Here is a 25754-nt window from a genome sequence, read left to right on the forward strand (position 1 = left end):
ACCGATTCAGTGGATCTTCCAGCGGCGCGAGGGTGTCGCAATGCCGAAGGCCCGGCGACTCGTCCGAGTCGCCGGGCCTTTGCCCTGGGTGCTTTGTACGCAAGTTCGCCGCTACTTCAGGGTTCGGTGAGGGGGTACGGGCCGCACGCCACGGAGTGTGCGAGGGGCCGCGTGGAGGGTCCGTGGAACAGAGGGAGGGGCCGAGCATCGTTGGTCCGCGGATCGGCGCTGGTGCCTGTGCCGGTTCCGGTGTCTGCCTGTGCCTGCCTCTGTGCCTGTCCTGCCTCTGTGCCTGTCCTGCGTCTGTGCCTGTGCTGCGTTTACGTCAGGTGCTGCGCCCGGATCGGCGCCGGGTCAGCGCTGGAGCTGTGTCACCGGCGTGAGAGCCCCCAGGGGCTCCGTGTCGGTCGCTGCGACGGCTTCCGGCCCGGAACAGGTGCCGGGTTCCGCGAGCCCTTCCAGGCCGCCGGGAGCGGCGGAGTCCGCCGTGCCCTCGTCGGCGGGTGCGCGGTGGCGGCAGTTCGGCGAGGAGCCGTGCGCCTCGGCGCGGATGCGTTGCTTCATCGTGGGGGGCAGGGCCCGGCTGTAGGACCAGGCCCAGGAGGCGAGGGCCGGGGCGATCGCCGGAGTCGCCACCGAGGTCTCGGCGTTGCGGGCCGGGCCGGCCTGCGGTACCGCGGCGGCCGCGGTGGTGGTGACGAGTCCGAGCGTCGTGCACAGCGCCAGGAAGGCGGTGACGATCGCGCTCCACAGCTTCATGACCTTGTTCTGGGTCACGGCCCCTCACTTTCGGGTCGGGCGATTTGCGTACTTTCCTCATGATGTGTATGCGGGCCGCGAAGTGGTGGACCTGAGTCCGTGGCGCGTTGATGTTCAGATGAACACCACCCGGATGGCCGCAAGTGATCGGTAAAGTCCGCGAATGACCGTGAAAGTCGCAATCTGTGACGTGTGATCACCGTGAGATCGGATCGGTCGACTCCCGGTCTACCGCTGGGCGCGGGGCCCCAGTTGAGGGCGGATCCAGGTCACCGATCGGTATCGGTCGGTGTGTATAGTCGGGCGCCAGAAGTCCCCTACGTCAACGAAAGACGAGGTCGCGCGGTGAAGAAGCTTCTCCTGGTCGCACTGGCCGCCATCGGCGGGCTCCTCGTGTACCGCCAGATCCAGGCGGATCGCGCCGAGCAGGATCTGTGGACGGAGGCGACCGACTCCGTGCCCACGGGTTCGTGAGGATCGACAACAGTCTCGGAGCAGACCCCGGCCGCCTCGCGGTCGGGGTTTTGTGTTTCCCGGAGCCCGGACCGGTCTTGTGCTCCCCCGGACCCGGTCCGGTTCACGAAAGCAAGCCGACCGGAGTGAATCGGCTGCGGGGATGAGACGGGTGGCGGTTCGGCCGCCTCCTTTCGGCCGCTCCCGCCGATAGCCCGGTGCGGCGGTGGCCGACGGGGCAGGATGGTGCGCGCCAAGGGGCTGCGACGAGGGGTGGCGCGTGATGGGGCGGCGCACGAAGGGCCGGCGGGCCGGAGACGGGTGCGCGAGGTCGTGGCACGGCCGGACCCTCGCGGCCGCGGCAGCGGCGGCCGCGCTGTGCGTGCCCCTCGCACCCGCGGGCCGGGCGGTCGCCGCCCCCGGTACCGCCGAAGCCCGGACCGCCGATGTCAGGACCGCCGATGTGAGGACCGGCGCGGAGGGCGCGAGCACGGCCGCCGACGATCCGTCCGGGCCGTACGCCTTCGCCGAGGATGCCTCCCCCGTCGAGGGCGCGTCCGGTACCACCGACTCCGAACTCCTGCGGCCCGGCCGGACGTACAGGAGTTCCGTCGGAGTTGCGGGACGGGACGGCCGGCTGTACTACCGCCTCGAACTCGACGCCGTCTCCGACGCGTACGTGTCCGTCACGGCCGTCCCCCGCCCCGGTGCGACCGTCTCCTACTCGGACGGCCTCAAGGTCTCCCTGCAGGACGCCAACGGCCGCAACTGCTCCTTCAGCGGCACGGTCCACTTCGGCGCCACGCAGAGCCCGCACCCCGTCGCCGCCTGGGCGTCCCGCGAGACGAGCGGTGAGCAGTACGCGTGCCAGGCGGCGGGAACGTACTACGTGGTCGTCGAACGCACCGGAGCGGGCGGATCGAGGAGCCGTACGACGGTCCCCTCCGGTACGGGTTCGGCCGCGGCTCTGCCCTGGGACCTGGAACTCGGCTATGTGTCGGAGCCCGGTCTGAAGTCGTCCGGCTCCACGAGCGCTCCGGAGGTCTGGGACTCCGCTTCACCCGCACCACTCGTCGGGGCGGCGAAGAGCCGCCGCGGCGGCGCGGGATTCAGCGGGGCCGCCCCGCTCGGGCAGGGTGTCTGGAAGGACGGCATCAGCCCGGGACAGACGCTGTTCTACAAGGTGCCCGTCGACTGGGGACAGCAGGTCCACGCGACCGTCGACCTGGGCAGCGCGAGCGGCGGGCAGGGCTCCGTCGGCACGGCCCTGGTCATGTCCCTCTACAACCCGGTCCGCGGCCTCGTCGACGACGTGGGCTCGGGGTACGACGGCGGTCAGCGGTCCGCCGCGCTCGACCCCCTGCCGCCCGTCGCCTACGAGAACCGGTACGCCCTCGCCGACCGCGTGAGCGGCATGCGGTTCGCCGGCTCCTACTACCTCGTGGTCCATCTCGCCGCCCAGGTCGCCGACCGTTTCGGCGAGGGGCCGTTCGGGCTGACGCTGCGGGTGCGCGTGGACGGGAAGGCGCGGAAGGGGCCGGCCTACGACGGGAGCCCGACACCCCGGGACGCGTTCACCGCCCCGGAAGGCGGCTCCGACGGGACCGGCGGCGAAACGGCCGCGGACGGCGCGGTGGGCACCGGGAACGGCGGGGGCGACGCCGGACGCGGCGGGATCATGAAATTGATCGCCGCGGGGGGTATCGGCGCCGGAACCCTGCTGACGCTCACGCTCGGACTGTGGACCGTGATCGCGCGCCGCCGGGCGGCGCGGACCGTCCGTCCCGTACCCGAGGACGCGGACACGGCCTCCGCCTCGCTCCCGACGCGGGCACCGGCCCCTTGGGAGCACGGGGCGACACGGGGCAGGTAGCGCCCGGCGCCGCTTCCTCGCCCACCGGAGCCCTCCCGGACTCAGACCTGGGTCAGTGCCCAGAACCCGACCGCGAAGCAGGCCAGGGCGAGCAGCAGCATCGGCACGGCGACCTTGGCGGGTGGCCCCGGGCGCGGCCGTGTGTGCCTCCTGCGGTGGTCCGGACGCGCCGCGGTCCCTGGCGGGACCTGGACGGACCGAGCGGTGTACGAAGCCGTGGGGGCGTACGTGTGCTGCGGCATCGCGGCGGGCGGAACCGGGGACCGGTGCGGGGCGGACGCGTACACGGGGAGTGGCGAGGTCGGGGGAGTCGGCGTCGGGGTCGGGTCGAAGGGCGGCGGGGTGAACGGCGCGGACGTCGGCGGGGGGAGCGGGACCGGGGCGGGGGGAGTGGGCGCCTGACGGTCCGGCCGGGACTCCTGGGCGAGCGGTGACCGGATCGCCGAGGACTCGGTGTGCGGTTGCCGCCGGGGGTCGGTGGCGGTGGTCGCGGGCCGCGGCGGGGGCAGGTGAAAACTTCCGGTGTCCGACATCGACGGCGGCCGGGAGGAGATCCCGGGGGCGGGGTCCAGGGGCGTGCCGTCCGGCGCGGCAGGGGACAGGCCGTCCCGGGCCCCGGGCCGCGGCCGTGCGCCGTCGGACGCCGGCCGAGTACCTGCGCCGCCGGGCGCGGACCGAGGCTGTACGCCGTTGGCGGCGGGGCGGGCCTGTGCGCCGGTGGACGCGGGCTGTTCGTGTGCGCCGGTGGGGGCGGGTCGAGCCTGTGTGCCGTCGGGCGCGGACCGAGGCTGTACGCCGTCGCCGACGGGGTGGGTCTCTGCGCCGCCGGACGCCCACCGAGGCTGTGCACCGCTGGACCTGGGCTCAGCCCCGACAGCACCGGATGTGGGCCGAGCCCCCACGCCATCGAGGGCGGCAGGACGTCGTACGTGCTCTTCGTCGGGCCCGACTCCCGCCTCCGCGGGGCCCGCCGGAGCGGATGGGCCGTCCTCGGCACCGGGCCCGGACAGGGCACTCGCGGGAACGTCGGGCCCCGGCGCGGGCAACTCTCCTGGCCCCTCAGGGTCGTTGGGGCGCGGGCCGTGCCCGGTGCCGTACACCTGTTCCGGGCCGGACGCGGACGGCGGGGCCGGAGGAACGCCGGAGTGGCCGGAGTCGTCGGTGTCGTCCAGGTCCTGTCTCCAGCCGGCGGCCTCGGTGGTGTCCGCAAGGCCGCGGGAGGCCGGCGTCCGGGGACCTCCAGGTGAGGCGGCCCCCCGTCCCAGGGGACCTCGGGGACCGAACCCCTCGGGCAGCGGCCCGAGTTGGTCGAAGACCTCGATCAGCTCGTCGTCGGGTCCGGGCTCGGGCAGCAGCTCGACAGCGGCCGCGAGGGCTTTACGGGCCCCTGTGGCGGTCCGGAACCGGGCGTGCGGATCGGGCTGGAGGAGCATCGCCAGAACCTGCCACAGGGGCTCGGGTATGCCCCGCGGAGCGGAGGGCGTGCCGTGCTCGGCGAAGTACTCGATCAGCGCCTTGGCGTCGGGCTTGCTGCCCTCCAGGAGGTACAGGGCGACCAGGCCGACGGCGAACAGATCGGCGGGGAAATCGGGCTCGGAGCCCAGCATCTGCTCGGGCGCGAAGTAACCCGGCGTCCCCACCACGTAGTTGGTCTCGGTGAGCCGGGGTTCACCCAGCCGCATGGCGATGCCGAAGTCGGACAGACGCAGCCGCGGCCGGCCCGTCCCGGTTGCTTCGAGGAGCACGTTGGCGGGCTTGATGTCCCGGTGCACCACCCCCTCCGCGTGCACGGCGGCGAGACCCGCGAGGAGCTGGTCGGTCAGGGTGCAGACGAAGGCGGGAGGCAAGGGGCCGTAGTCGTTGACCAGATGGACCAGCGAGCCACCGGCGACCAGATCCATCGTGAACAGGACCTTGTCGTCGTCGGCGGCCCAGCTCGCGGGAGCCAGCACATGAGGATGGTCGATCCGCAGTGCCTGTTCCCGCACGAACCGCAGCAGGGCGTGGGCGTCGCTCTGCTGGAGCACCTTGGCGGCCACGTAGCGGCGGCGCCGGTGGTCCCAGGCGCGCCACACCGCACCGACTCCCCCGCGCCCGATCGGGTCGACCAGTTCGTACCGGCCTGCGAAGACCTCACCCATGGTCGTACGTCGCTCCCCTTCGGCGGTCGGTCCGGAGACCTCTTCCGAGGTGCCCGGCTGCATGACGTGCGGCGGCTGGAAGGTGTCACTGCCTCCAGCCCCGGGCGGTCGGCGGCCGGGCTCGGCTCAGCTCTGGTGGGACTGGTAGTGCGCGACCGCGTCGGACGTACGGCCGGCACCGTAGACCCGGAGGAACTCTGCCAGTTCCGGGTGGGTCGGGGCGAGGGTGTCCGCCGCGTCGATGATGTCTCCGGCGGCGGCCACCGACCGCAGCAGCGACTGGATCTCGCGGACCACCCGCTTGACCGTCGGGGCTCCCGAACTGGTCGTGGACTGCGTGGTGTTGCTGAGCACCGATCCCCCCTGGGACTTCTTGATCTCGTCCATCCGCTCGGTCGCCTCGGCGGCGCTGACGCTCCCGTCGGCGACCTGCCCCGCCAGGTCCTGGAGGAGTTGGACGCGCTGGACCACCGCCGGGTTGCCGATCTTGGCCCGCTGACCGCTCATCAGCTGCGACAACATGGGTGCGGACAGCCCCAGCACTCCGGCGAGACGGGCCTGGTTCAGGCCCAGGTCCTCTATGAGCCTACGGAAGAGCGCCCCCAGCGGCTCCCCGTACCAGTTCCGCTGCAGCTCCCGGGCTCTCGCGGTTGCTTCCTGCTGTGCGGCGTCCATTGCGTCTCCCCATCGCTTCCCCAAGTACCGCGGTTCGCGACAGCGAACCACGTCGAGCATCTTACGGAGAGTGGTCGTCCACGGGGACCCCCAATATTTTGCGAGATCCCCTGGGGGACCCGGTACTCTGGTCTGCGGCGCCCGTCGACGGATGGTTCCTGTGGTCGGACGCTCCTCTTACGGGGCCTTAGCTCAGTTGGTAGAGCGCTGTCTTTGCATGGCAGATGTCAGGGGTTCGACTCCCCTAGGCTCCACACACCGGACCGGTCAGACGCCCACAGCGGCGGCTGGCCGGTTTTCGTATGCCCCCCTGGAGCCGTTGCGCTCCGCTGGTGGGGCGGCTCCTGGGCCGGACGGGCCGCCGTGAGTGACCCGTGACGTGACCCCGGTGACGTGAGTCACAGGAGTGACTTTGCAGGCGTTGCAGTTCTTTGCGCAAAGAGCGCACGTGGCGCGCGTCCTGTGGGCTCGCTGTGCGTACGGCCGGCGGGGTGCGGTGGAGGTGTTGGGGCCGGCGGGACCCTTGTGTGAGCTGCCACGCGGGCTGCCGAGTGATCGGTTCGACGCATTCCGTCAACAACATCTCCATGGATGCTGCACACGATGACCGTTGCAAACGTCATCGCGGGCGGTACGGGTAAATCCCGCACCGGGCGTTCACGTCCGCCCGTACCGATGTTCCACGTGAAACATCGAGGCGGGGCAGGAGACCCTCAAGTCTCCTGCCCCGCCTCGATGTTGAACCGGTCAGCGGCGCTCGTCGCGCTCCGCCGCCTTCTCCTCGGCCTCCTTGGCCTGGACCTCGGGGTCCAGGTCGGACTGGCCGGTGCCGTCGACCGCCGACAGGTGTCCTCCCTCGGGCACCTCGGTCGCGGCCGGAGGTTCGACGAGCCAGTCCGGGTTGGCCTGCTTGTCCCACCACTTCCAGGCGGCGAAAGCGCCGCCCGCCAGAAGACCCAGCACGACCAGCCCCTTCACGAGACGACCGGCCCTCGCCCGGCGGTCGTGCTTGCGGACGAGCTTCTGGATCTCCTGCGGTGTGACCTGGCCGCGCAGAGCGGCGATGGCCGCCACACCGCGTGCCGCGGCCTCGTCCCGAACGGGCTGTGTCGCGGCCACCGCCTGCTCGATCTTCGGCTTGGAGTACTCGGCGGCCTGGCGAGCCGCCTTGCGGGTGCGGATGGCCGCCTCCTGGGCGACCTCTTCGACCTTCGGCGGCACATGGGTACGGGCCTGCTCAAGGCGCGGCGCGAGGTGGGCGTCGTACTGCACGCGGGCCTGTTCGGCGGCCTGCGACACCTTCGGCGCCAGCCGTACACGTGCTTCGGTCGCGTAGTACGAGGCCCTGTCCTTGGCCGTGTCGGCGTAAGGCGCCACCACTTCCGCGGCGTGCAGCACGCTGTCCTTCGCCGAGCCGGTCGCGGCGCGCACGCTGTCGATGCGGGTCACGGGTTTCCTCCTCCTCGGTGGCGTACGTCGGGGGTATCAGGTACCCCCAAAGACACACAGTTCACCTTTCCACCCCTGGGGGGATCATGCCCGCCCAAGAGGTCCGGGGCATGTGAGGGCGGGCATCCGTGTCACGGGTGCCGACTCCCGGAGACTCCCGGGGACGGAGCCGGTCAGGTGTCGATCAAGTGAGATAGCGGATCAATACGGGCAACGGGAGCTTGTCGTCGACAATGCCACGGATCGCCCCGGCCCGCTCCCGTCCGGCGCGACTCGACGGGATTTCCGTACGTACGACTTTCCGTGCGCACGGAGTTCCGTCGGTACGACGTTCTTCCGGGAGCCGGTATCCGCACGTGCGTCCGGGGGTGGCGGTCGGGGGCCGAGCGGCCCGGTCCGTGCGAGGATCGGGCCGTCAAGAGAAGGCAACGGAAGGCAGATCGTGGCCGAGCAGCTTTACGCCACCCTGAAGACCAGCCAGGGCGACATCGACATCCGGCTCCTGCCGAACCACGCGCCGAAGACGGTCCGGAACTTCGTCGAACTCGCCACGGGTGAGCGCGAGTGGGTCAACCCGGAGACGGGTGTGACATCCATGGACAAGCTGTACGACGGCACGGTCTTCCACCGGGTGATCAGCGGCTTCATGATCCAGGGCGGCGATCCGCTGGGCAACGGCACCGGCGGTCCCGGCTACCAGTTCGAGGACGAGTTCCACCCGGACCTCCGCTTCGACCGGCCCTACCTGCTGGCCATGGCCAACGCCGGCCCCGCCACCAACGGCTCGCAGTTCTTCATCACCGTCGCCCCGACGGCCTGGCTGACCCGCAAGCACACCATCTTCGGCGAGATCACGGACGCGGCCAGCCAGAAGGTCGTGGACACCATCGCCGGCGCACCGACCAACCCGCGCACGGAGCGCCCGGTCGAGGACGTCGTGATCGAATCGGTCGTCGTCGAGACCCGCTAGCGCCGAGCCCGCGCCGGGTTCTCGCACGTGAGCCCGAAGCGTCCCGCAGGGAACCAAACGCCCCGTTCATCCGTAAGGATGGACGGGGCGGTGCGTTGCACCCGGACCCGCCGAGACCGCGTGCGAGCCGTACGGAGATTGAGGGGACCCCATGGACCAGCAGCCGCCCGGCAGCCCGCAGGGCCCGCCGGACCAGGGACCGCAGGACGCCCAGAGCCTCCCCGGCTGCTACCGGCACCCGGACCGCGAGGCCGGGGTGCGCTGTACGCGCTGCGAGCGCCCGATCTGTCCCGAGTGCATGGTCAGCGCCTCCGTCGGCTTCCAGTGCCCCGACTGCGTCCGCGGCGGCTCCGGCACCGGCCACGCCCCGGCGGCCAACCAGCCCCGTACCCTCGCGGGCGGTGCCGTCGCGTCCGATCCCCGGCTCGTCACCAAGGTGCTGATCGGCCTCAACCTGGCCCTCTACCTCGTCCAGGTCGCGGTGGGCTCCGCCTTCACCAACAGCTTCGACCTCTTCGGCCGTGCCTGGCTCTCCGGCGAGGTGCAGGGCGTTGCCGAGGGCCAGTGGTACCGCATGGTGACGTCGATGTTCCTGCACGGCGGCGTCATGCACATCCTGTTCAACATGGTCAGCCTGTGGTGGATCGGCGGTCCCCTGGAAGCGGCGCTCGGCCGCGCCCGGTACATCACCCTCTACTTCGTCTCCGGCCTCGCGGGCAGCGCGCTCAGCTACCTGCTCGCCGACCCGGGCCAGCCGTCGCTCGGCGCATCCGGCGCGATCTTCGGGCTGTTCGGCGCCACGGCGGTGCTGATGCGCCGGCTCAACTACGACATGCGCCCGGTCATCGGCCTGCTGGTGGTCAACCTGATCATCAGCTTCTCGCCCGGCTTCAACATCGCCTGGCAGGCGCACGTCGGCGGTCTGATCGGCGGTGTGGTGGTCGGCTACGCCATGGTCCACGCCCCGCGCGAGCGGAGGAACCTCGTCCAGTACGGGGTGGCCGGGCTGATGCTGGCCGCGGTGGTCGTCACGACGCTGCTCAGGACGACGCAGCTCACCTGAGAGAACGTCCGGCTCACCTGAGACGTGATGTTGTCCACAGATCGTGGCCGATCTTGTGCACGTGCTGCGGGAACAGCTGTGCCCCCTGTCGCTGACCCGAGTTTTCCCAGGTCGGACAGGGGGCGAACAGGTTTGCGGGGGGCGGTGGACCAGTCACACCGGCGTCAACCGCCCATTAGTTATCCACAGATCGTCTTTCTTTTCCACCTGTGGACAACTCTTGTGGATAACTCAGTGGAGAGCTGTGGGCAGAGCTCGTGCCCGCGGCGCTTCCAGGTGAGCGAGGACGGTCACTTCCACTGGGTGGAGACGCCGAACCCTGCCGCGATGAAGCCGAAGCCGACCACGATGTTCCAGTTGTCCAGCGCGTCGATCGGCAGGGTGCCGTCCGTCACGTAGAAGACGACGATCCAGGCGAGGCCGATGAGGAACATGGCCAGCATGGCCGGTGCGACCCAGGCGTTGCTGGTCATCTTGATGTTGGTCGCCTGCTTCGCCGGGGGCGGCGTGTAGTCGGCCTTCTTGCGGATACGTGACTTCGGCACGAGGGTCTCTCCTGTCGATGCGCTGCGTGGCCGCGCAGGGAACTGGGGCGGGCTCCGGGGCAGCGTACAAGGGGACACTGAGCGCTCCCCCGGGCGTCCGTTAGCGTAGTGCTTCCGCGGCGCCGAAGGAGATAAGGGTACGTTGAGTAATTCTGCCGACTCCCCCGGGACAAATTCCAGTCCTGGCGGTACTCACCGTTTCCGTCCCGTCCGTGTGCTCACGGTGGGCGTCTTCGCCCTCGCGGGTCTCATCTTCTTCACGAGCTTCGACACGGCCAAGGGCACGAACATCCGTACGGACTCGTCGCTGCTGAAGCTCTCCGACCTGATCCAGGAACGCAGCCACAAGAACGCGACGCTCGACGAGTCCAACGGCACCCTGCGCCGGGACGTGGACGCCCTCGCCGGCAGCGAGGACGGCAGCAGCGCGGACAGCGACGCCGAGCTCGCCGCACTGGAGAAGAGCGCGGGCACCCAGAAGCTCAAGGGCGAGGCCGTCACGGTCACGCTCAACGACGCCCCGCCGAACGCGACGGCGAAGCTGCCCGGCTACCCCGAGCCGCAGCCCGACTACCTCGTCATCCACCAGCAGGACCTTCAGGCGGTGGTGAACGCCCTGTGGCAGGGCGGCGCCAAGGGCATCAAGGTGATGGACCAGCGGTTGATCTCCACCAGCGCCGTGCGCTGCGTCGGCAACACCCTGATCCTCCAGGGCCGCGTCTACTCGCCCCCCTACAAGATCACCGCCGTCGGGGACCCGGCGAAGCTCCAGAAGTCGCTCGCCGCCTCCCCGGCGATCCAGAACTACATGGTGTACGTCAACGTCTACGGGCTCGGCTGGAAAGTCGAGGAGGACGGCCCGGTGACTCTTCCCGGCTACTCGGGCACAGTGGATCTCCACTACGCGAAGCCCGTGGAGCAGTGAGCCCGGACCTCGCGGAGCAGTGGGCGAAGCCTGTGGAGCGAACTGCCGCCGGGGGGCCTTGTGTCGGTGCGAGTGGTCGTCAGGACGATCAGTGAGCTGTGCCTGACCCTCGGCACCCTGGTCGTGCTCTTCGTGGTCTACGTGCTGTTCTGGACGGGGGTCAAGGCCGACAGCGCGATGGACCACCAGATCGAAGTGCTCCAGAAGCAGTGGTCGAAGGGTGCGGTGACCGAGCCGCCGGAGACCCGTCCGGACTCATCGGGAGGCACGGGCGGCGGCGGGACGGCCACCGGGAGCGGCGGGACGGCCACCGGGAGCCCGAAGGCGCCGGGACCCTACAAGTACGGCGGCCCGTTCGCGGTCATGTACATCCCGCGTCTTGGTTTCACGTGGAACAAGCCCGTGCTCGAAGGCACGGCCACGCAGGTGCTGAAGAAGGGGCTCGGCCACTACCGGGGGACCGCTCAGCTCGGCCAGGAGGGCAACTTCTCGGTCGCGGGCCACCGGCGTACGTACGGTGATCCGTTCAAGGACTTTCCCGAGCTCCGGCGGGGTGACGCCGTGGTGCTGACGGACGGGACGACCTGGTTCACGTATCGGATCGACAAAGGCCCTTACAAAACAGTGCCCTCCGACGTTGAGGTGATCGACCCTGTGCCACGTAAGTCCGGGTATACGCGTCCGGGACGCTATCTCACGCTGACCACGTGCGATCCGGAGTGGGGGCACAGCCATCGGTTGATCGTCTGGGCACATCTTGACTCCACACAGCCTGTGGAGGCAGGGAGACCGGCGGCTCTGCGCCGTTAGTCTGTTGGCGTACGGCGACGGAAGGGACGGCATGTACGGCTGGATCTGGCGGCATCTGCCGGGGAGCGTATGGGTGAGGGCGCTGATCTCGCTCGTCCTCGTCCTGGCGGTGGTCTACGTGCTCTTCCAGTACATCTTCCCCTGGGCCGAACCACTGCTGCCCTTCAACGATGTGACGGTGGACAACCAGTGAGCACGCGCATCCTCGTCGTGGACAACTACGACAGCTTCGTCTTCAACCTGGTCCAGTACCTGTACCAGTTGGGCGCGGAGTGCGAGGTGCTGCGCAACGACGAGGTGTCGACGGCGCACGCCCAGGACGGCTTCGACGGGGTGCTCCTGTCCCCGGGGCCCGGCGCTCCCGAACAGGCCGGTGTCTGCATCGACATGGTCCGGCACTGCGCCGCGACCGGGGTCCCCGTTTTCGGCGTCTGCCTGGGGATGCAGTCGATGCAGGTGGCGTACGGGGGCGTGGTCGATCGGGCGCCCGAGCTGCTGCACGGCAAGACCTCGCTCGTGGAGCACCAGGGCAAGGGCGTCTTCGCCGGACTGCCGTCGCCCTTCACGGCGACCCGCTACCACTCGCTGGCGGCCGAGCCGGAGACGGTTCCGGACGAGCTGGAGGTCACGGCCCGTACCCACGACGGGATCGTCATGGGGCTCCGGCACCGTGAACTGCCGGTGGAGGGTGTGCAGTTCCACCCGGAGTCGGTGCTGACCGAGCACGGCCACCGGATGCTCGCCAACTGGCTGCTCGAGTGCGGTGACAAGGTGGCCGTGGCGAGGTCGGCGGGGCTCGCCCCGGTGGTGGGCAGGGCCACGGCGTGACCGCGCTGCGCCCCGAGCGCGAGAGCTCCCCCTACGGCGGCGAGGCCGCGTACGGGGGCGCCGGCGCGTTCGAGGCGGCGGTCGGAGGGCTCGCGGACCCGCTGACGGATCCGTTGCCCGGCCAGGGACAGGGCGTGCCGCAGCAGGACTACGGCCAGGCCGGGTACGGACCCGACTGGTATGCCGCCCAGCAGCAGGAACAGGCCGCACGGATGCAGGCGGCGCAGACGTATGCCGCGCAGGCTCACGCCCAAGCCCAAGCCCAAGCCCAAGCCCAAGCGCAGGCCCAAGCGCAGGCCCAAGCGCAGGCTCACGCACAGGCCCAAGCGCAGGCTCAGGCTCGCGCGCAGGCGCAGGCGCAGGCGCAGGCCCAGGCGGTCCGGGCGCAGGCCCCGACGCAGGCGATGCCCGTCACCCCGGCGGCGGCGCCGTCGTACGCGGACGAGTACGAGCGGGCGTACGCCCCGCCGTACCAGGAGCCCGGGGTTCCCCACTACCGCGGACCGGCGGCCGCTCCCGCCGCCGAACCGGTCGGGGCCGCGGTCACGGAACCGGTCGCGCCGGGTCTGCCGTTCGACGACGAGACGGTCGCGCTGCGTCTCCCCGGCTCGCCCGCGAGGACGGAGCGCCGCGCACGTACGGCCGACGCCGGCACCGGTCCCGCCGTCGGAGGGCGTGCGGCCCGCCGTAAGGCCGCCAGACGCCACGGACGGCCCGGAGAGCCACAGGACCCCCTGGAGCCCCAGGAAGCGGCTCAGGGGGCCGCTGGAGCCCCGCGGAGCCGGATGGACGCCCGGCGTGCCGCACGGGCGTCGAAACCGGGCGCGGCGGTCCTGGTGAGCCGGATGGTCGGCGAGGTGTTCATCACCACCGGTGTGCTCATGCTGCTGTTCGTGACCTACCAGCTCTGGTGGTCGAACGTGCGGGCGCACCAGCAGGCCGGCAGCGAGGCGAGCAGCCTTCAGCAGGACTGGGCGAACGGCAAGCGCAATCCGGGCACGTTCTCCCCGGGGCAGGGCTTCGCCATCCTGCACATCCCGAAGCTGGACGTGGTCGCGCCGATCGCGGAGGGCATCGACAAGACGAAGGTCCTGGACCGCGGCATGGTCGGCCACTACGGCGAGGCGCCCCTCAAGACGGCGATGCCCGACGCCAAGACCGGGAACTTCGCGCTCGCCGGGCACCGCAACACCCACGGCGAACCGTTCCGCTACATCAACCGCCTCAAGCCGGGCGACGAGATCGTGGTCGAGACCCAGGACGACTACTACGTCTACAAGATGGCGTCGATCCTGCCGGTGACGAGTCCGGGCAACACGAGCGTGCTGGATCCGATCCCCAAGGGGTCGGGATTCACCGGGCCGGGTCGCTACATCACGCTGACCACCTGCACACCGGAGTTCACCAGTAAGTACCGGATGATCGTCTGGGGCAAGATGGTCGAGGACCGGCCGCGCAGCAAGGGCAAACCCGACGCGCTGATGGGCTGAGGACGGACTCCGGCGCCCGTACGTACGTAGTGACGGACGCGCGCGGCGGGACGTGCACGAGAGACAACCTTGAGACAGACCAGACGGGGCAGATGAACAGTGGCAGCGAGGACCGACCACGACGAACGCGCCGGATCGGACGCCGGATACGCGGTCTCCGGTGACGTGCGCGGCGGGCGCCGGCCCATGGGGTGGTTCGCGACGACGGTCAGCGTCTTCGGAGAACTGCTCATCACGGTGGGGCTGGTGCTCGGCCTGTTCGTCGTCTACTCGCTGTGGTGGACGAACGTCATGGCCGACCGCGAGGCGCACAAGCAGGGCGACAAGGTGCGTGACCACTGGGCGCAGTCGCCGAACGGTCCGGGTGCCCTGGACACCAAGGACGGCATCGGCTTCCTGCACGTCCCTGCGATGAAGAACGGCGAGGTCCTGGTCGAGAAGGGCACGGCGACGAAGATCCTCAACGACGGTGTCGCCGGCTACTACACGGAACCCGTCAAGTCGTCCCTGCCGATGACCGGCAAGAACGGCAACTTCACCCTCGCCGCCCACCGGGACGGCCACGGGGCCAAGTTCCACAACATCGACAAGATCGGCAAGGGCGACGCGATCGTCTTCGAGACCCGGGACAAGTGGTACGTCTACAAGGTCTTCGACATCCTTCCGGAGACCTCGAAGTACAACGTCCAGGTGCTCCAGACGGTCCCGAAGCAGTCCGGCAAGACGAAGCCCGGCCACTACATCACCCTGACGACCTGCACCCCCGTGTACACCTCGCGCTACCGCTACGTGGTGTGGGGCGAACTGGAGCGCGTGGAGAAGGTCGACAACGCCCGCACCCCTCCGAAGGAACTGCGCTAGCCCGCAGGCGCCGCCCCGCCGCCCCGCCGCCCCGCCGCCCCGCAGCGCCGGATTGACGGAGTGACGGCGGAAGGACGGAAGCACCCCGTCACCAACGACGGAAGAACTCCGGCAGCAACGACGGAAAGGGCCCCCGCACTCTTCGGTGCGGGGGCCCTTTCCGTTCGGTCGCCCGAGGGCGGACCTTGGTGCGGCCTAGCCGTTGTTGCCGCCGAAGAGGCCGCCGCCTCCGTTGTTGCCTCCGTTGTTGCCGCCGACCTTGATCGTCGTCAGCGTGACCGTCGTGTTGTCCGGGCTGTCGACCGGCTGGTTGGCACCCGGGTCCTGGTTGATCACCTTGGCGTCGTCGCTTCCGTCACTGCCCGGGGCGAACTGGATGTTGTTGAAGCCCGCCTGCTGCAGGATCTGCCGGGCCTCGGCCACGGTCTTGCCGAAGACGCTCGGCACCGTCGACTGCTTGGCCTTGCCGATCTGGATCTGCACCTTGGAGCCCGGGTCGGCCTGCGTGCCGGCCGTCGGGGTCGTCTGGACGACCTTGCCGACCAGGTTCTGGTCCGCGGTGTCCACCTCGACGCATTCGCCGACGAGGTTGTTGGCCGTCATCTGCGCCTTGGCCTGGTCGCAGTCCTTGCCGGAGACGTCCGGGACGACGGACTGCTTCTTCTCCTTGGAGACGGTCAGGGTGATGGTCGAACCCTTCTGCACCTCTTCACCGAGGCTCGGGTTCTGCTCCAGGACCTTGTTCGGGGTCTCCTCGGACTCCTCGTACTTCGTCTTGACCGTGAACCCGTACTTCTCGTCCTCGAGGATCTGCTTGGCCTCGTCCAGGGTCTTGCCCGTGACGCTCGGCACCGCCACCTTCGGGGCACCGGTGGACACGACCACGTTGATCGTGTCGCCCTTCTTCACCGTCGAGCCGAAGGTCGGGTCCTGCGAGCAGACGTTGCCCTTGGGCTCGTTCTCGCACGGCTTGCGCGTGGGCGAGAGCTTCAGCTCACGGTTGTCCGCCATGTTCTGGGCGTCTTTGTACGTCTGGCTGACGAAATTGGGCACCTTGAACGAATCGCTGTTCGTTCCCTTGCCCGAGAAGGCGTACTTCCCGATCAGGATCGCGCCGATGAGCACCAGGACACCCGCGACGACCAGAAGGATCGTCGAGGTGTTGTTCTTCTTCTGGCGGCGCCGGTCGGGGCGGTCGTCGTAGCCGTAACCGCCGTCGTCCGGGTTCATGGGCGGCAGCATCGACGTGGCCTGGGAGTCCGCGGAGCGCAGGGCCGTGGTCGGCTGGTCGTCGCCGTAGCCGCCGTAACCGACCGAGCCCATGGCGGCGCTGGCCGCGACGGGCTGGCCGTCGAGGCAGGCCTCGATGTCGGCGCGCATCTCGTCGGCGGACTGGTAGCGGTAGTCCGGGTCCTTCACGAGGGCCCGCAGCACGATCGCGTCCATCTCGGGCGTGATCTCGGGGTCGAAGACCGACGGGGGCTGGGGCTCCTCGCGGACGTGCTGGTACGCGACGGCGACCGGGGAGTCGCCCACGAAGGGCGGACGCACGGTCAGCAGCTCGTAGAGCAGGCAGCCGGTGGAGTAGAGGTCCGAGCGGGCGTCGACCTGTTCGCCCTTGGCCTGCTCGGGAGAGAGGTACTGGGCGGTGCCGATGACCGCGGCGGTCTGCGTCATCGTCATGCCGGCGTCGCCCATGGCGCGGGCGATGCCGAAGTCCATGACCTTGACCTGGCCGTTGCGCGTGAGCATGACGTTGGCGGGCTTGATGTCGCGGTGGACGATGCCGGCGCGGTGCGAGTACTCCAGGGCCTGGAGGATGCCGATCGTCATCTCCATGGACCGCTCGGGCAGCAGTCTGCGTCCCGAGTGCAGCAGCTCGCGCAGCGTGGATCCGTCGACGTACTCCATCACGATGTACGGGATGGAGGTGTTGTCGATGTAGTCCTCACCCGTGTCGTAGACGGCGACGATCGCGGGATGGTTGAGCGAGGCGGCCGACTGGGCCTCCCGGCGGAACCGGGCCTGGAACGACGGGTCGCGTGCGAGGTCGGCCCGCAGCGTCTTCACCGCCACCGTACGGCCGAGCCGGGTGTCATGCGCGAGGTAGACCTCGGCCATGCCACCACGGCCGAGCACGTGGCCCAGCTCGTACCGGCCGCCGAGGCGACGCGGCTCTTCCATAGCTACCTACCAGCCCTCTCCGTCGGTCCCGACCGCACCTTTGTGTGGTCCGGCGGTGTGCTGTCCGGGCATACCGTACCCGGATCGGCTTGTGTGACCTGGCCTAGACCGTCACCCGTGACAGGACCGGTATCGCAACGTGCACCGATGTGATGGGGACGTGAGCGGGGTCACTTCTTGCTGTCGATGACTGCCTTCATCACGTCCCTTGCGATGGGGGCGGCCAGACCGCCACCGGAGATGTCGTCGCGGCTGGCGTTGCTGTCCTCGACGACGACCGCAACGGCGACCGGGGAGCTGCCGTCGGGGAGCTTCGCGTAGGAGATGAACCACGCGTAAGGATTCTCACTGTTGGCGACACCGTGCTGGGCGGTACCGGTCTTGCCGCCGACGGTGACACCGGGGATCTGCGCCCGCTGACCCGTGCCGTCCTTGACGACCGTCTCCATCATCGACTGCAGGATCTGGGCGTTGCCCTCCGAGAGCGGCTGGCTCAGCTTCTCGGGCTCGGTCTGCGAGATGACGTCCAGGTTGGGGGCCTGCAGCTTGTCGACCATGTAGGGCTTCATGAGCGTGCCCTGGTTGGCCACGGCGGAGGCCACCATGGCCATCTGGAGCGGGGTCGCGGCGGTCTCGAACTGGCCGATGGAGCTGAGCGCGGTCTGGGCGTCGTCCATCTTCTTGGGGAAGACGGAGGCGTTGGAGCGCACCGGGGTGAGCTGCTCGGAGTTGAAGCCGAACTTCTCGGCCTCCTCCTGCATCTTGTCCTTGCCGAGGTCGGCGCCGATCTTGCCGAAGACCGTGTTGCAGGACACCTTGAGCGCGACGCGCATGGTGGCGTCCTTGCAGGGGATGTTCCCCTCGTTCTTCAGCTCGGTCCGGGTGCCCTTCAGGATGTACGGCAGCGGGGTGTCGGTGTGTTCCTCCGCCGACTTGTACAGGCCGTTCTCCAGGGCCGCGGCCGCGGTGACCACCTTGAAGGTGGAGCCCGGCGGGTAGGTCTCGCGCAGCGCCCGGTTGAGCATCGGGTCGTCGGGGTTGTTCTTCTTCTGGAGCTTGTTCCAGGCCTTCGCGTCGTCGTTCGTGTTCCCGGCGAAGGAGGAGGGGTCGTACGACGGGGTGGAGGCCAGCGCCAGGATCGCGCCGGTCTGCGGGTTGATCGCGGCGACGGCGCCCTTGCCCCGGCTCAGCAGGCCCTTGTAGGCCGCCTTCTGCGCGGCGGCGTTGAGGGTGGTGACGACGTTGCCGCCCTGCTTCGCCTTGCCCGTGACCATGTCGAGGGTGTTGCGGAAGAAGAGCCGGTCGTCGTTGCCGGTGAGGATGCCGTCGTCCAGCTTCTCCAGCTGGGAGGCGTCGAAGGCCTGCGAGGCGTACCCGGTGACCGGCGCCCACATGGCGCCGTCCTTGTAGGTGCGCTTGTAGACGAAGTCGTTGATGCCGTTCTTCTTCGTCTCGGTGGCCCCGGTGATGGGGTTGCCGTCGACGATGATGTTGCCGCGCGGGGTGGCGTACCGCTCGATGGCGACACGGCGGTTGTGCGAGTCCGTCCGCAGGCTGTCCGCCTGGACGTACTGGATGTAGTTGTCGCGCAGCAACAGGGCGAGGACGAGGAGCCCGCAGAAGATCGCGATCCGGCGCAGGGGCTTGTTCACGGGCGGACCACCTGGGTCATCTCGGCGTCGGGGCTGGGGGCGGGCGCGGGCGCCGGGCGCCGGGCGGTGTCGCTGATGCGGATCAGTACGCCGACGAGCGCCCAGTTGGCGATGACGGAGGAACCGCCGGAGGCCAGGAAGGGCATGGTCATACCGGTCAGCGGGATCAGGCCCATGACGCCGCCGGCGACCACGAAGACCTGGAGGGCGAAGGCGCCGGAGAGGCCGACGGCGAGGAGCTTGCCGAAGGGGTCGCGGGCCGCCAGTGCCGTGCGGATGCCGCGCTCGACGATCAGGCCGTAGAGCACCAGGATCGCCATGACTCCGGCGAGCCCCAGCTCCTCGCCGAACGTGGCGAGGATGAAGTCGGAGTTGGCCGCGAAGCGGATGAGCTCGGAGTGGCCCTGGCCGAGGCCGGTGCCGAGGGTGCCGCCGGAGCCGAACGCCCACAGCGCCTGCATGGCCTGCTCGGAGTGGATGATGCCGTCCTGGACCCCGGACTGGCTGAGCAGGTACTCGTGCATCGGGTCGAGCCAGGCCTGGACACGGGTCTGGATGTGCGGTTCGAAGGTCGCCACACCGACCGCGCCGCCCGCGGACATCAGCAGACCGAAGACGATCCAGCTGGTCCGCTCGGTGGCGACGTACAGCATGATGACGAACATTCCGAAGAACAGCAGCGACGTACCGAGGTCGGTCTCGAAGACCAGGATCAGGATCGAGATGAACCAGACCACGAGGATCGGGCCGAGGTCGCGGCCGCGGGGAAGGTAGAGGCCCATGAAGCGGCGGCTGGCCAGGGCGAGCGCGTCGCGCTTCACCATCAGGTAGCCGGCGAAGAAGATCGCGAGGACGATCTTCGCGAACTCACCGGGCTGGATGGAGAACCCGGCGACCGAGATCCAGATCTTGGCGCCGTAGATGTTGGCACCGAGGCCCGGGACCAGCGGGAGCAGCAGCAGGACCAGCGCGCCGACCATGGAGATGTACGTGTAGCGCTGCAGGACGCGGTGGTCCTTCAGGAAGAACAGCACGGCGACGAACAGGGCGATGGCCAGCGCGGTGTACAGCAGCTGGCGCGGTGCCGCGTTGCCCGCCTGGTTGATCGACTGGAGCAGCTTCGACTGGTCGAGCCGCCAGATGATCACCAGGCCGAGCCCGTTGAGGAGCGTGGCCAGCGGCAGCAGCAGCGGGTCCGCGTACGGGGCGAACTTGCGTACCGCGAGGTGGGCGACGCCGGCCAGCAGGCCGAGGCCGAGGCCGTAGCTCAGCAGGCCCGTGGGCACCTTGTCGTCGATGGCGAGGCCCACGTTGGCGTAGGCGAACACCGGGATGACGACGGCGAACACCAGCAAGGCCAGTTCGGTGTTGCGTCGGCTCGGTGTGCCGATCGATCCGATCGTGGACGTGTGGTGTGTCGGCGTGTTCGTACTACTGCTCATCGTGTGACAGGGCCCCTCACGGCTTCTTACTGCTTACCGCACAGCGAGACCAGCTTCTGCTCCTCGTCGGAGAGGCTGGGGCCGGGTGTGGGAGTGGGTGCGGTCGTGGACTTGGAGGACGAAGGTTCCGAGCTCGACGGGGTCGGGCTCGGGCTGGACGTGGCCTTGGACGTCAGAGAGGTCTTTGTGGTTCCCGTGGTCCCGTCGGCCTTGGCGGAACTGGGTTTCGCGCTGTTCTGGCTCTCGGCGGCGCGGCGCTGGGCGTCCTTGCGGCAGGCGGAGGCCTGCACGGCGAGTTCGTCGATCTTGCGCTGCGCGTCGGCGAGGCCGCCCTCGGTGATGGTCGCCTTGACCTGCTGCTGCTGGTACGGCGGCAGGTACTTGAGTTCGATCTCGGGGTGGTTCTTCTCCACCTTCGAGAGCGAGACCCAGGCCAGGTCCTGGCTGATGCCGCGGTAGAGGGCGACGTGGTCGTCCTGGGCGCCGACGTAGTACTGCGTCTGCGTCCAGCGGTAGCCGCCGTACAGGCCGCCGCCGATGACGGCGAGCGTCAGGACGACGTAGAAGGATCTCTTGAGCCACCTGCGTCCGGAGCGCGGCTTCACGAAGTCCTCGTCCGTGTAGTCGCTGAAGCCGTTCGTGGAGACGTAGCCGGTGGTGTCGCCGCTGCCGGGCGGGCCGAACTCGCCGCCGCCCTGTCCGGGCACGGGCCGGCCGAGGCCGGAGGCACGGCCGGCGGGGGTCTGCATGGCGCCGTTGTCGTGCAGCTGGTGCTGGTTCTCGGCGACCGCGCCGACGACGACCGGGGTGTCGGAGAGCTGGGCCGCGAGGGTGTCGCCGGAGTCGATGTCGAGGACGTCGGCCACGATGACGGTGATGTTGTCCGGGCCGCCGCCGCGCAGCGCGAGCTGGATGAGCTCCTGCACGGTCTCCTGCGGGCCCTGGTAGCTGGCGAGGGTGTCTTCCATCGTCTGGTGGGAGACGACGCCGCTGAGGCCGTCGGAGCAGATCAGGTACCGGTCGCCGGCGCGGACCTCGCGGATCGAGAGGTCGGGTTCGACGTGGTCGCCACTGCCCAGCGCGCGCATCAGCAGGGAGCGCTGCGGGTGGGTGGTGGCCTCCTCCTCGGTGATGCGGCCCTCGTCGACGAGGCGCTGCACCCAGGTGTGGTCCTGCGTGATCTGCGTGAGGACGCCGTCCCGCAGCAGGTACGCGCGGGAGTCGCCGACGTGCACGAGACCGAGCCGCTGGCCGGTCCACAGCAGGGCGGTGAGCGTGGTGCCCATGCCCTCGAGCTGCGGGTCCTCCTCGACCATCAGCCGGAGCTGGTCGTTGGCACGCTGCACGGCGGTGCCGAGCGAGGTGAGGATGTCGGATCCGGGCACGTCGTCGTCGAGCGCGACGATGGTGGAGATCACCTCGGAGCTGGCGACCTCACCGGCGGCCTGGCCGCCCATCCCGTCGGCGATCGCGAGCAGACGGGGACCGGCGTAGCCCGAGTCCTCGTTGCCCTCGCGGATCATGCCTTTGTGCGATCCGGCGGCGAAGCGCAGTGACAGACTCATGCGCACCTCGCCCGTCGGCTCCGGGTACATCCGCACGGTGCCCACCCTCCGGTCGGGAGCGCGCCGGGGTCCCTTGTGTGGACCGCCGCTGCGTGCTCGCTCCGCTCGCTCATTGTCGTACTACTTCCGCAGCTCGATGACGGTCTTGCCGATGCGGATCGGCGCGCCCAGCGGAACGGGCGTCGGGGTCGTCAGCCGGCTCCGGTCGAGATACGTGCCGTTGGTGGAGCCGAGGTCCTCGACGATCCACTGGCCGTCCCGGTCGGGGTAGATCCTGGCATGCCGGCTGGACGCGTAGTCGTCGTCCAGCACGATGGTGCTGTCGTGCGCCCGTCCCAGGGTGATGGTCTGGCCCTGGAGCGCCACGGTGGTGCCCGTGAGGGTGCCCTCCGAGACGACCAGCTTGGACGGTGCGCCACGGCGCTGCCGACCGCCGCCGGCGGGCGCCTGCTGCTGGCGCTGCTGCGGAGGCGCGGCCTGTCGCGCGGCCTGCTGGGGCCTCGCGGCTTCCCTGCGCGAGCCGCGCTGTGTGACGCGCGTTCCGAACAGGTCGCTGCGGATGACCTGCACGGCCACGATCACGAACAGCCACAGTACGGCCAGGAAACCCAGCCGCATGACCGTGAGGGTCAGCTCTGACATTGCCCCCGCTTCACCCTTCGGCTTGCCGGTAAATGATGGTGGTGCTGCCCACGACGATCCGCGAGCCGTCGCGGAGCGTAGCGCGGGTGGTGTGCTGCCCGTCCACCACGATGCCGTTGGTGGACCCGAGATCCTGGATCGTCGAGGGCGTTCCGGTCCGGATCTCACAGTGCCGGCGCGATACGCCGGGGTCGTCGATCCGCACGTCGGCTTCGGTGCTGCGGCCCAGCACCAGCGTCGGGCGGGAGATCTGATGGCGTGAGCCATTGATCTCGACCCAGTGCCGCATACGGCCGCCCGCGGCCGGGCCGGCCGGGGGCCGGGCACCCATGGGTGCCGCGCCCGGACGGCCGCCGGGCGGCGGTGCGGAAGGCATGGGGGGAGCGGCCGAGGGCGGGTAGCCGTAGCCACCCTGGGCTCCGCGGGGGCCCGCCGGGGCGGGGCCCGCGGGGGCGCGCTCGGGAGACTGCTGGTTGGCGGAGGAGGCGAGCGTACGGCTGCGGACCCGGTACAGGCCGGTGTCGAGGTCGTCCGCCTTCTCCAGGTGGACCTTGATGGGGCCCATGAAGGTGTAGCGCTGCTGCTTGGCGTAGTCGCGGACCATTCCGGCGAGCTCGTCGCCGAGCTGTCCGGAGTAGGGGCTGAGGCGCTCGAAGTCGGGCGTGCTCAGCTCGACGATGAAGTCGTTCGGGACGACGGTCCGGTCGCGGTTCCAGATCGTGGCGTTGTTGTCGCACTCGCGCTGCAGCGCTCCGGCGATCTCCACGGGCTGGACCTCGGACTTGAACACCTTGGCGAAGGTGCCGTTGACCAGACCTTCGAGACGCTGCTCGAACTTCTTCAGGACTCCCATGGGGCACCTCCTCCGTCGTTGCCGTCCTGGTACAGCTTGCTGTCGTCTTTCCGGCCCTGCTGGACCAGCCGGCCTACCCGGCCTTGCTGGTACTGCTTACTGATCGTATCCACGCGTCGGGAAATCGGCTGGTTCCCCCTGTCGGCACGGTCGACGGGTTGTCGACACCTTCCGAAGTCCCCTCCCGAAGTTCCCTGAGAGGCCCCTCTTCGAACTCTTCCCGGCACTGCTTCTGCCATGGATCGTAGAGGCGCCCCAGGACCAGTGTCCCGCACCTGACTGTGCGGCCCGTCCGACTCCTGGGGAGATGCGCTGGACCGGTACGAGGTTGATACGTGAACCGGTTCTCTCTGAAACGTGTGACGGGTGCCGGGGTGCAGGTGAGGAGCCGGCCGGCGCCTGACGCGGAGCCGTCCGTGGCCGGGAGGCCGGGCGGGGCAAGGGCGCCGGGCCCGCGCGGGCCGTGGCCGGCCGGGCCTGCGGTGCGGCCGGTGCGCGGGAGGGAGGGGCGGGGGAAAGGGATGTGATTCCACCCCTGGCAGCGTGCTAATCTTCTGCATGTCGGAAGGCGCTCGCGGCAAAGCGGGAGACGGAAGACACACCCAATGCGCGGGTGGCGGAATAGGCAGACGCGCTGGATTCAGGTTCCAGTGCCCGCAAGGGCGTGGGGGTTCAACTCCCCCCTCGCGCACCAGCCGAAAGCCCCTCAGGTCATCGACCTGAGGGGCTTTCGCGTTGTCTGGGACGCTTGCGCCGCGCTCCTCCCGGGAGAGGGCCTCCGCGGGCCTTCTCGGGTCCTCGCGCCATGTCGCGTGCCGGGTGGTGCCGGTCGTCGTGGGTCGCGCGGACGGCCGGGGGCGCTGTGAAGTGTGACGATGCTCTCACGCACGTGCCGGGGAATCGGCGGGGAGCCGGCGGGGCGGCGGCCGGTGGACGCCCGTGCGTGACCCCCGGCCCGTGAACGGGCGTTCATGAACCCGGACGCCCGTGGGACACGGAACAGCCCCGCAGGGGCCGGAAACCGGGCCCTGCGGGGCTGTGCGACGCCGTACCGCCGTGCCGCGCTGTGCCGTTCTGTGCCGTGCCGTTCTGCGCGGTGCCGTTCCGCGCTGTGTTGTGTCGGGTGGGCGCGGCAGCGGCCGCGTCGACCGGGTGCCGGGATCAGTGGGATCAGGCGGCGGCGCCGGGTTCCGGTGTCAGGCGGCGTGCGCCGCGGCCTTCTTGGCCCGGGCCGCCGCCTCGTCGAGGGCCTTGCTCCGGGACGCCTCGAAGAGCGGGACCAGGTCGGCCATCGCCGGGTTGTGCGGGGCCATGGTGAGCTCCGGGACGATGAACTCGACGTCCAGGGCGAGCATGTCGCCCAGCACGGCCTGCAGGTAGTTCTGCACGTACTCGAAGCCTTCGCGCGGGGTGCCCGGCGCGTACGAGCCGCCGCGGCTGGCGACGACGGTGACCGGGGTGCCCTTGATCGCCGACTCCTCCGTCATGGCGGTGCGCCCGATGAGGATGACGTTGTCCAGCCACGCCTTGAGGGTCGAGGGGATGGAGAAGTTGTACATGGGGGCGCCGATCAGGATCGCGTCCGCGTTCTCCACCTCCTCGATCAGCTTCAGGCGTGCGGCGAAGGCCTCGGCCTGCCCGGGGGTGTGGGTGTCCGGGGCGGCGAAACCGGCGGAGTGGGCGTCGGCGGTGATGTGCGGCACGGGGTGGGCGGCGAGGTCGCGGTGGACGACCGTGCCGTCGGGGTGCTGCTCCTGCCAGGCCGCGCGGAAGGCGTCCGTCACGTTGCGCGAGACGGAGACGCCGGACGGGGAGGCGGACGAGTCGATGTGGAGCAGGGTGGCCATGATGATCTCCAGGCAAAAGAGGTGTATGTGGGCTTATAGATGTGTATGTGGTGTCGGCGCCGGGGTGGCCGGATGGGTCGGTTCCGGGTGCGGCGCCGGATTCCCGGGCCGGGTCGGGCCCGAGCGGGCTCCGAGGTTCCGCTTCGGGCCGGGTCCTGGTGGGGGTGTGAACCGGATCGGGGCAGAGCTGTCGCAGGGAGCCGAGTCGCCCTGGCGGGCTTCTCTTTCGTCGCTAACTAGAGATAACACAGCTACTTACTTTTTTTCATCCCCTTGTGGAGGCGCAGTACCCTGGAGGCATGCCACTACCGGGAAGCCACGACGCGGGGCCGTGCCAGAAGGTCGACGACGGCATGACCCGTGTCTTCACGCTGCTCGGAAAACGATGGACGGGTCTCGTCGTCGCGGTCCTGATGCAGCACCCCGTCCACTTCGCCGACCTGCGCAGAGCGATCCCCGGCATCAGCGAGCGGATGCTCTCGGACCGGCTCACCGAACTCGGCGCGGCCGGTCTGGTCGTCCGCAACGTCGACGAGGGCCCGCCGCTGCGCGTCTCCTACGCCCTGACGGACGCGGGCGCGGCGCTGGAACCGGCCCTCAAGGAGCTGGGCTCCTGGGCGGAGCGGTACCTGCCGGAGAGCGGGCCCTGCCGGGTGCCGTAGTGGCCCGGCCTTGCCCTCGTGCGATGACGGCGACGCTTCTGCCGGGCTCCGGAACGCGCTCCCGG

General features: G+C 69.8%; 22 protein-coding genes and 2 tRNA genes. 12 read left to right on the plus strand and 12 right to left on the minus strand.

The features are described from left to right. Positions 1-354 precede the first annotated feature (354 nt). Complete coding sequence (locus tag ACFYYF_RS16465) at positions 355-777, minus strand: DUF6344 domain-containing protein (RefSeq protein WP_388776119.1); 423 nt, start codon at positions 775-777, stop codon at positions 355-357. 327 nt (positions 778-1104) lie between these two features. Here ACFYYF_RS16465 and ACFYYF_RS16470 point away from each other — a divergent pair, with 327 nt between their 5' ends. Both ACFYYF_RS16470 and ACFYYF_RS16475 read left to right on the plus strand, forming a co-directional pair. Continuing rightward, positions 1105-1233 carry a DLW-39 family protein gene (locus ACFYYF_RS16470; RefSeq protein WP_003999697.1) on the plus strand — a complete coding sequence of 43 codons (129 nt, stop codon included), beginning with the start codon at positions 1105-1107 and terminating at the stop codon, positions 1231-1233. A 262-nt stretch (positions 1234-1495) separates the two neighbouring features. Next, positions 1496-3085: a hypothetical protein gene (locus ACFYYF_RS16475; protein ID WP_388776122.1), complete on the plus strand. Its 1590-nt coding sequence runs from the start codon at positions 1496-1498 to the stop codon at positions 3083-3085. 41 nt (positions 3086-3126) lie between these two features. Here the strand turns inward: ACFYYF_RS16475 and ACFYYF_RS16480 are convergent, their stop codons facing one another. Beyond that, positions 3127-5226, minus strand: a complete 2100-nt coding sequence (locus tag ACFYYF_RS16480) for a protein kinase (RefSeq protein ID WP_388776124.1) — start codon at positions 5224-5226, stop codon at positions 3127-3129. Positions 5227-5352: 126 nt separating this feature from the next. Beyond that, complete coding sequence (locus tag ACFYYF_RS16485; protein WP_037614940.1) at positions 5353-5901, minus strand: transcriptional regulator; 549 nt, start codon at positions 5899-5901, stop codon at positions 5353-5355. Between the two features lie 181 nt (positions 5902-6082). On the opposite strand from ACFYYF_RS16485, the gene ACFYYF_RS16490 reads away from it, so the two are divergent. Further along, positions 6083-6155: transfer RNA gene (locus ACFYYF_RS16490), tRNA-Ala, on the plus strand. A 493-nt stretch (positions 6156-6648) separates the two neighbouring features. On the opposite strand, the gene ACFYYF_RS16495 is transcribed toward ACFYYF_RS16490, so the two are convergent. After that, complete coding sequence (locus ACFYYF_RS16495; RefSeq protein ID WP_365478978.1) at positions 6649-7350, minus strand: DUF5324 family protein; 702 nt, start codon at positions 7348-7350, stop codon at positions 6649-6651. A 442-nt stretch (positions 7351-7792) separates the two neighbouring features. Between ACFYYF_RS16495 and ACFYYF_RS16500 the strand changes: the two genes are divergently transcribed. Both ACFYYF_RS16500 and ACFYYF_RS16505 read left to right on the plus strand, forming a co-directional pair. Then, positions 7793-8320: a peptidylprolyl isomerase gene (locus tag ACFYYF_RS16500; RefSeq protein ID WP_361688373.1), complete on the plus strand. Its 528-nt coding sequence runs from the start codon at positions 7793-7795 to the stop codon at positions 8318-8320. A gap of 151 nt (positions 8321-8471) precedes the next feature. Then, entirely contained in the window at positions 8472-9383 is a 912-nt protein-coding gene (locus ACFYYF_RS16505; protein ID WP_388776129.1) for a rhomboid family intramembrane serine protease, read from the plus strand. A gap of 290 nt (positions 9384-9673) precedes the next feature. On the opposite strand, the gene crgA is transcribed toward ACFYYF_RS16505, so the two are convergent. Continuing rightward, positions 9674-9928: a cell division protein CrgA gene (crgA, locus tag ACFYYF_RS16510; RefSeq protein WP_361688379.1), complete on the minus strand. Its 255-nt coding sequence runs from the start codon at positions 9926-9928 to the stop codon at positions 9674-9676. Between the two features lie 142 nt (positions 9929-10070). Between crgA and ACFYYF_RS16515 the strand changes: the two genes are divergently transcribed. The 5 genes from ACFYYF_RS16515 to ACFYYF_RS16535 all read left to right on the plus strand — a co-directional run bounded on the left by ACFYYF_RS16515 (position 10071) and on the right by ACFYYF_RS16535 (position 14842). Continuing rightward, entirely contained in the window at positions 10071-10853 is a 783-nt protein-coding gene (locus ACFYYF_RS16515; protein ID WP_361688382.1) for a DUF881 domain-containing protein, read from the plus strand. Between the two features lie 66 nt (positions 10854-10919). Then, complete coding sequence (locus ACFYYF_RS16520; RefSeq protein WP_388776754.1) at positions 10920-11663, plus strand: class E sortase; 744 nt, start codon at positions 10920-10922, stop codon at positions 11661-11663. Between the two features lie 189 nt (positions 11664-11852). Continuing rightward, a complete protein-coding gene (locus ACFYYF_RS16525; RefSeq protein WP_361688385.1) occupies positions 11853-12491 on the plus strand; it encodes an aminodeoxychorismate/anthranilate synthase component II in 639 nt (212 codons plus the stop codon). Positions 12492-12895: 404 nt separating this feature from the next. After that, entirely contained in the window at positions 12896-13981 is a 1086-nt protein-coding gene (locus ACFYYF_RS16530) for a class E sortase (RefSeq protein ID WP_388776757.1), read from the plus strand. Positions 13982-14080: 99 nt separating this feature from the next. After that, positions 14081-14842 carry a class E sortase gene (locus ACFYYF_RS16535; protein ID WP_388776134.1) on the plus strand — a complete coding sequence of 254 codons (762 nt, stop codon included), beginning with the start codon at positions 14081-14083 and terminating at the stop codon, positions 14840-14842. Between the two features lie 195 nt (positions 14843-15037). Here ACFYYF_RS16535 and pknB read toward each other — a convergent pair whose 3' ends face one another. The 6 genes from pknB to ACFYYF_RS16565 form a co-directional block, all read right to left on the minus strand. Continuing rightward, positions 15038-17026 carry a Stk1 family PASTA domain-containing Ser/Thr kinase gene (gene pknB / locus ACFYYF_RS16540; RefSeq protein WP_388776136.1) on the minus strand — a complete coding sequence of 663 codons (1989 nt, stop codon included), beginning with the start codon at positions 17024-17026 and terminating at the stop codon, positions 15038-15040. Positions 17027-17196: 170 nt separating this feature from the next. After that, entirely contained in the window at positions 17197-18678 is a 1482-nt protein-coding gene (locus ACFYYF_RS16545) for a peptidoglycan D,D-transpeptidase FtsI family protein (protein ID WP_388776138.1), read from the minus strand. Further along, complete coding sequence (locus tag ACFYYF_RS16550; RefSeq protein WP_361688396.1) at positions 18675-20120, minus strand: FtsW/RodA/SpoVE family cell cycle protein; 1446 nt, start codon at positions 20118-20120, stop codon at positions 18675-18677. The genes ACFYYF_RS16545 and ACFYYF_RS16550 overlap by 4 nt, the downstream gene beginning before the upstream one ends. Before the next feature lie 26 nt (positions 20121-20146). Beyond that, on the minus strand, positions 20147-21685 hold the full coding sequence (locus ACFYYF_RS16555) for a Stp1/IreP family PP2C-type Ser/Thr phosphatase (RefSeq protein WP_365479000.1): 1539 nt from the start codon (positions 21683-21685) through the stop codon (positions 20147-20149). A gap of 120 nt (positions 21686-21805) precedes the next feature. Further along, entirely contained in the window at positions 21806-22327 is a 522-nt protein-coding gene (locus ACFYYF_RS16560; RefSeq protein ID WP_361688401.1) for an FHA domain-containing protein, read from the minus strand. 10 nt (positions 22328-22337) lie between these two features. Beyond that, positions 22338-23180 (minus strand): DUF3662 and FHA domain-containing protein, encoded by an 843-nt coding sequence (locus ACFYYF_RS16565; RefSeq protein WP_361688404.1) that lies wholly within the window; start codon positions 23178-23180, stop codon positions 22338-22340. A gap of 607 nt (positions 23181-23787) precedes the next feature. Between ACFYYF_RS16565 and ACFYYF_RS16570 the strand changes: the two genes are divergently transcribed. Next, positions 23788-23874 (plus strand) — tRNA-Leu (locus ACFYYF_RS16570). 502 nt (positions 23875-24376) lie between these two features. On the opposite strand, the gene ACFYYF_RS16575 is transcribed toward ACFYYF_RS16570, so the two are convergent. Continuing rightward, complete coding sequence (locus ACFYYF_RS16575; protein ID WP_388776142.1) at positions 24377-25027, minus strand: FMN-dependent NADH-azoreductase; 651 nt, start codon at positions 25025-25027, stop codon at positions 24377-24379. Between the two features lie 299 nt (positions 25028-25326). Between ACFYYF_RS16575 and ACFYYF_RS16580 the strand changes: the two genes are divergently transcribed. Beyond that, positions 25327-25689, plus strand: a complete 363-nt coding sequence (locus ACFYYF_RS16580) for a winged helix-turn-helix transcriptional regulator (RefSeq protein WP_388776145.1) — start codon at positions 25327-25329, stop codon at positions 25687-25689. Positions 25690-25754 lie beyond the last annotated feature (65 nt).

Origin of the sequence: Streptomyces sp. NPDC001914 (assembly GCF_042891215.1) — a bacterium.
Lineage (GTDB): Bacteria > Actinomycetota > Actinomycetes > Streptomycetales > Streptomycetaceae > Streptomyces.

Excerpts from the sequence above, each read along its gene's own strand:
- ACFYYF_RS16580 (WP_388776145.1), top strand. The coding sequence starts at position 25,327 with ATGCCACTACCGGGAAGCCACGACGCGGGGCCGTGCCAGAAGGTCGAC.
- pknB (WP_388776136.1), bottom strand. The coding sequence starts at position 17,026 with ATGGAAGAGCCGCGTCGCCTCGGCGGCCGGTACGAGCTGGGCCACGTG.
- ACFYYF_RS16550 (WP_361688396.1), bottom strand. The coding sequence starts at position 20,120 with ATGAGCAGTAGTACGAACACGCCGACACACCACACGTCCACGATCGGA.
- ACFYYF_RS16555 (WP_365479000.1), bottom strand. The coding sequence starts at position 21,685 with ATGAGTCTGTCACTGCGCTTCGCCGCCGGATCGCACAAAGGCATGATC.
- ACFYYF_RS16565 (WP_361688404.1), bottom strand. The coding sequence starts at position 23,180 with ATGGGAGTCCTGAAGAAGTTCGAGCAGCGTCTCGAAGGTCTGGTCAAC.
- ACFYYF_RS16575 (WP_388776142.1), bottom strand. The coding sequence starts at position 25,027 with ATGGCCACCCTGCTCCACATCGACTCGTCCGCCTCCCCGTCCGGCGTC.
- ACFYYF_RS16480 (WP_388776124.1), bottom strand. The coding sequence starts at position 5,226 with ATGGGTGAGGTCTTCGCAGGCCGGTACGAACTGGTCGACCCGATCGGG.
- ACFYYF_RS16530 (WP_388776757.1), top strand. The coding sequence starts at position 12,896 with ATGCCCGTCACCCCGGCGGCGGCGCCGTCGTACGCGGACGAGTACGAG.
- ACFYYF_RS16475 (WP_388776122.1), top strand. The coding sequence starts at position 1,496 with ATGGGGCGGCGCACGAAGGGCCGGCGGGCCGGAGACGGGTGCGCGAGG.
- ACFYYF_RS16485 (WP_037614940.1), bottom strand. The coding sequence starts at position 5,901 with ATGGACGCCGCACAGCAGGAAGCAACCGCGAGAGCCCGGGAGCTGCAG.
- ACFYYF_RS16505 (WP_388776129.1), top strand. The coding sequence starts at position 8,472 with ATGGACCAGCAGCCGCCCGGCAGCCCGCAGGGCCCGCCGGACCAGGGA.
- ACFYYF_RS16560 (WP_361688401.1), bottom strand. The coding sequence starts at position 22,327 with ATGTCAGAGCTGACCCTCACGGTCATGCGGCTGGGTTTCCTGGCCGTA.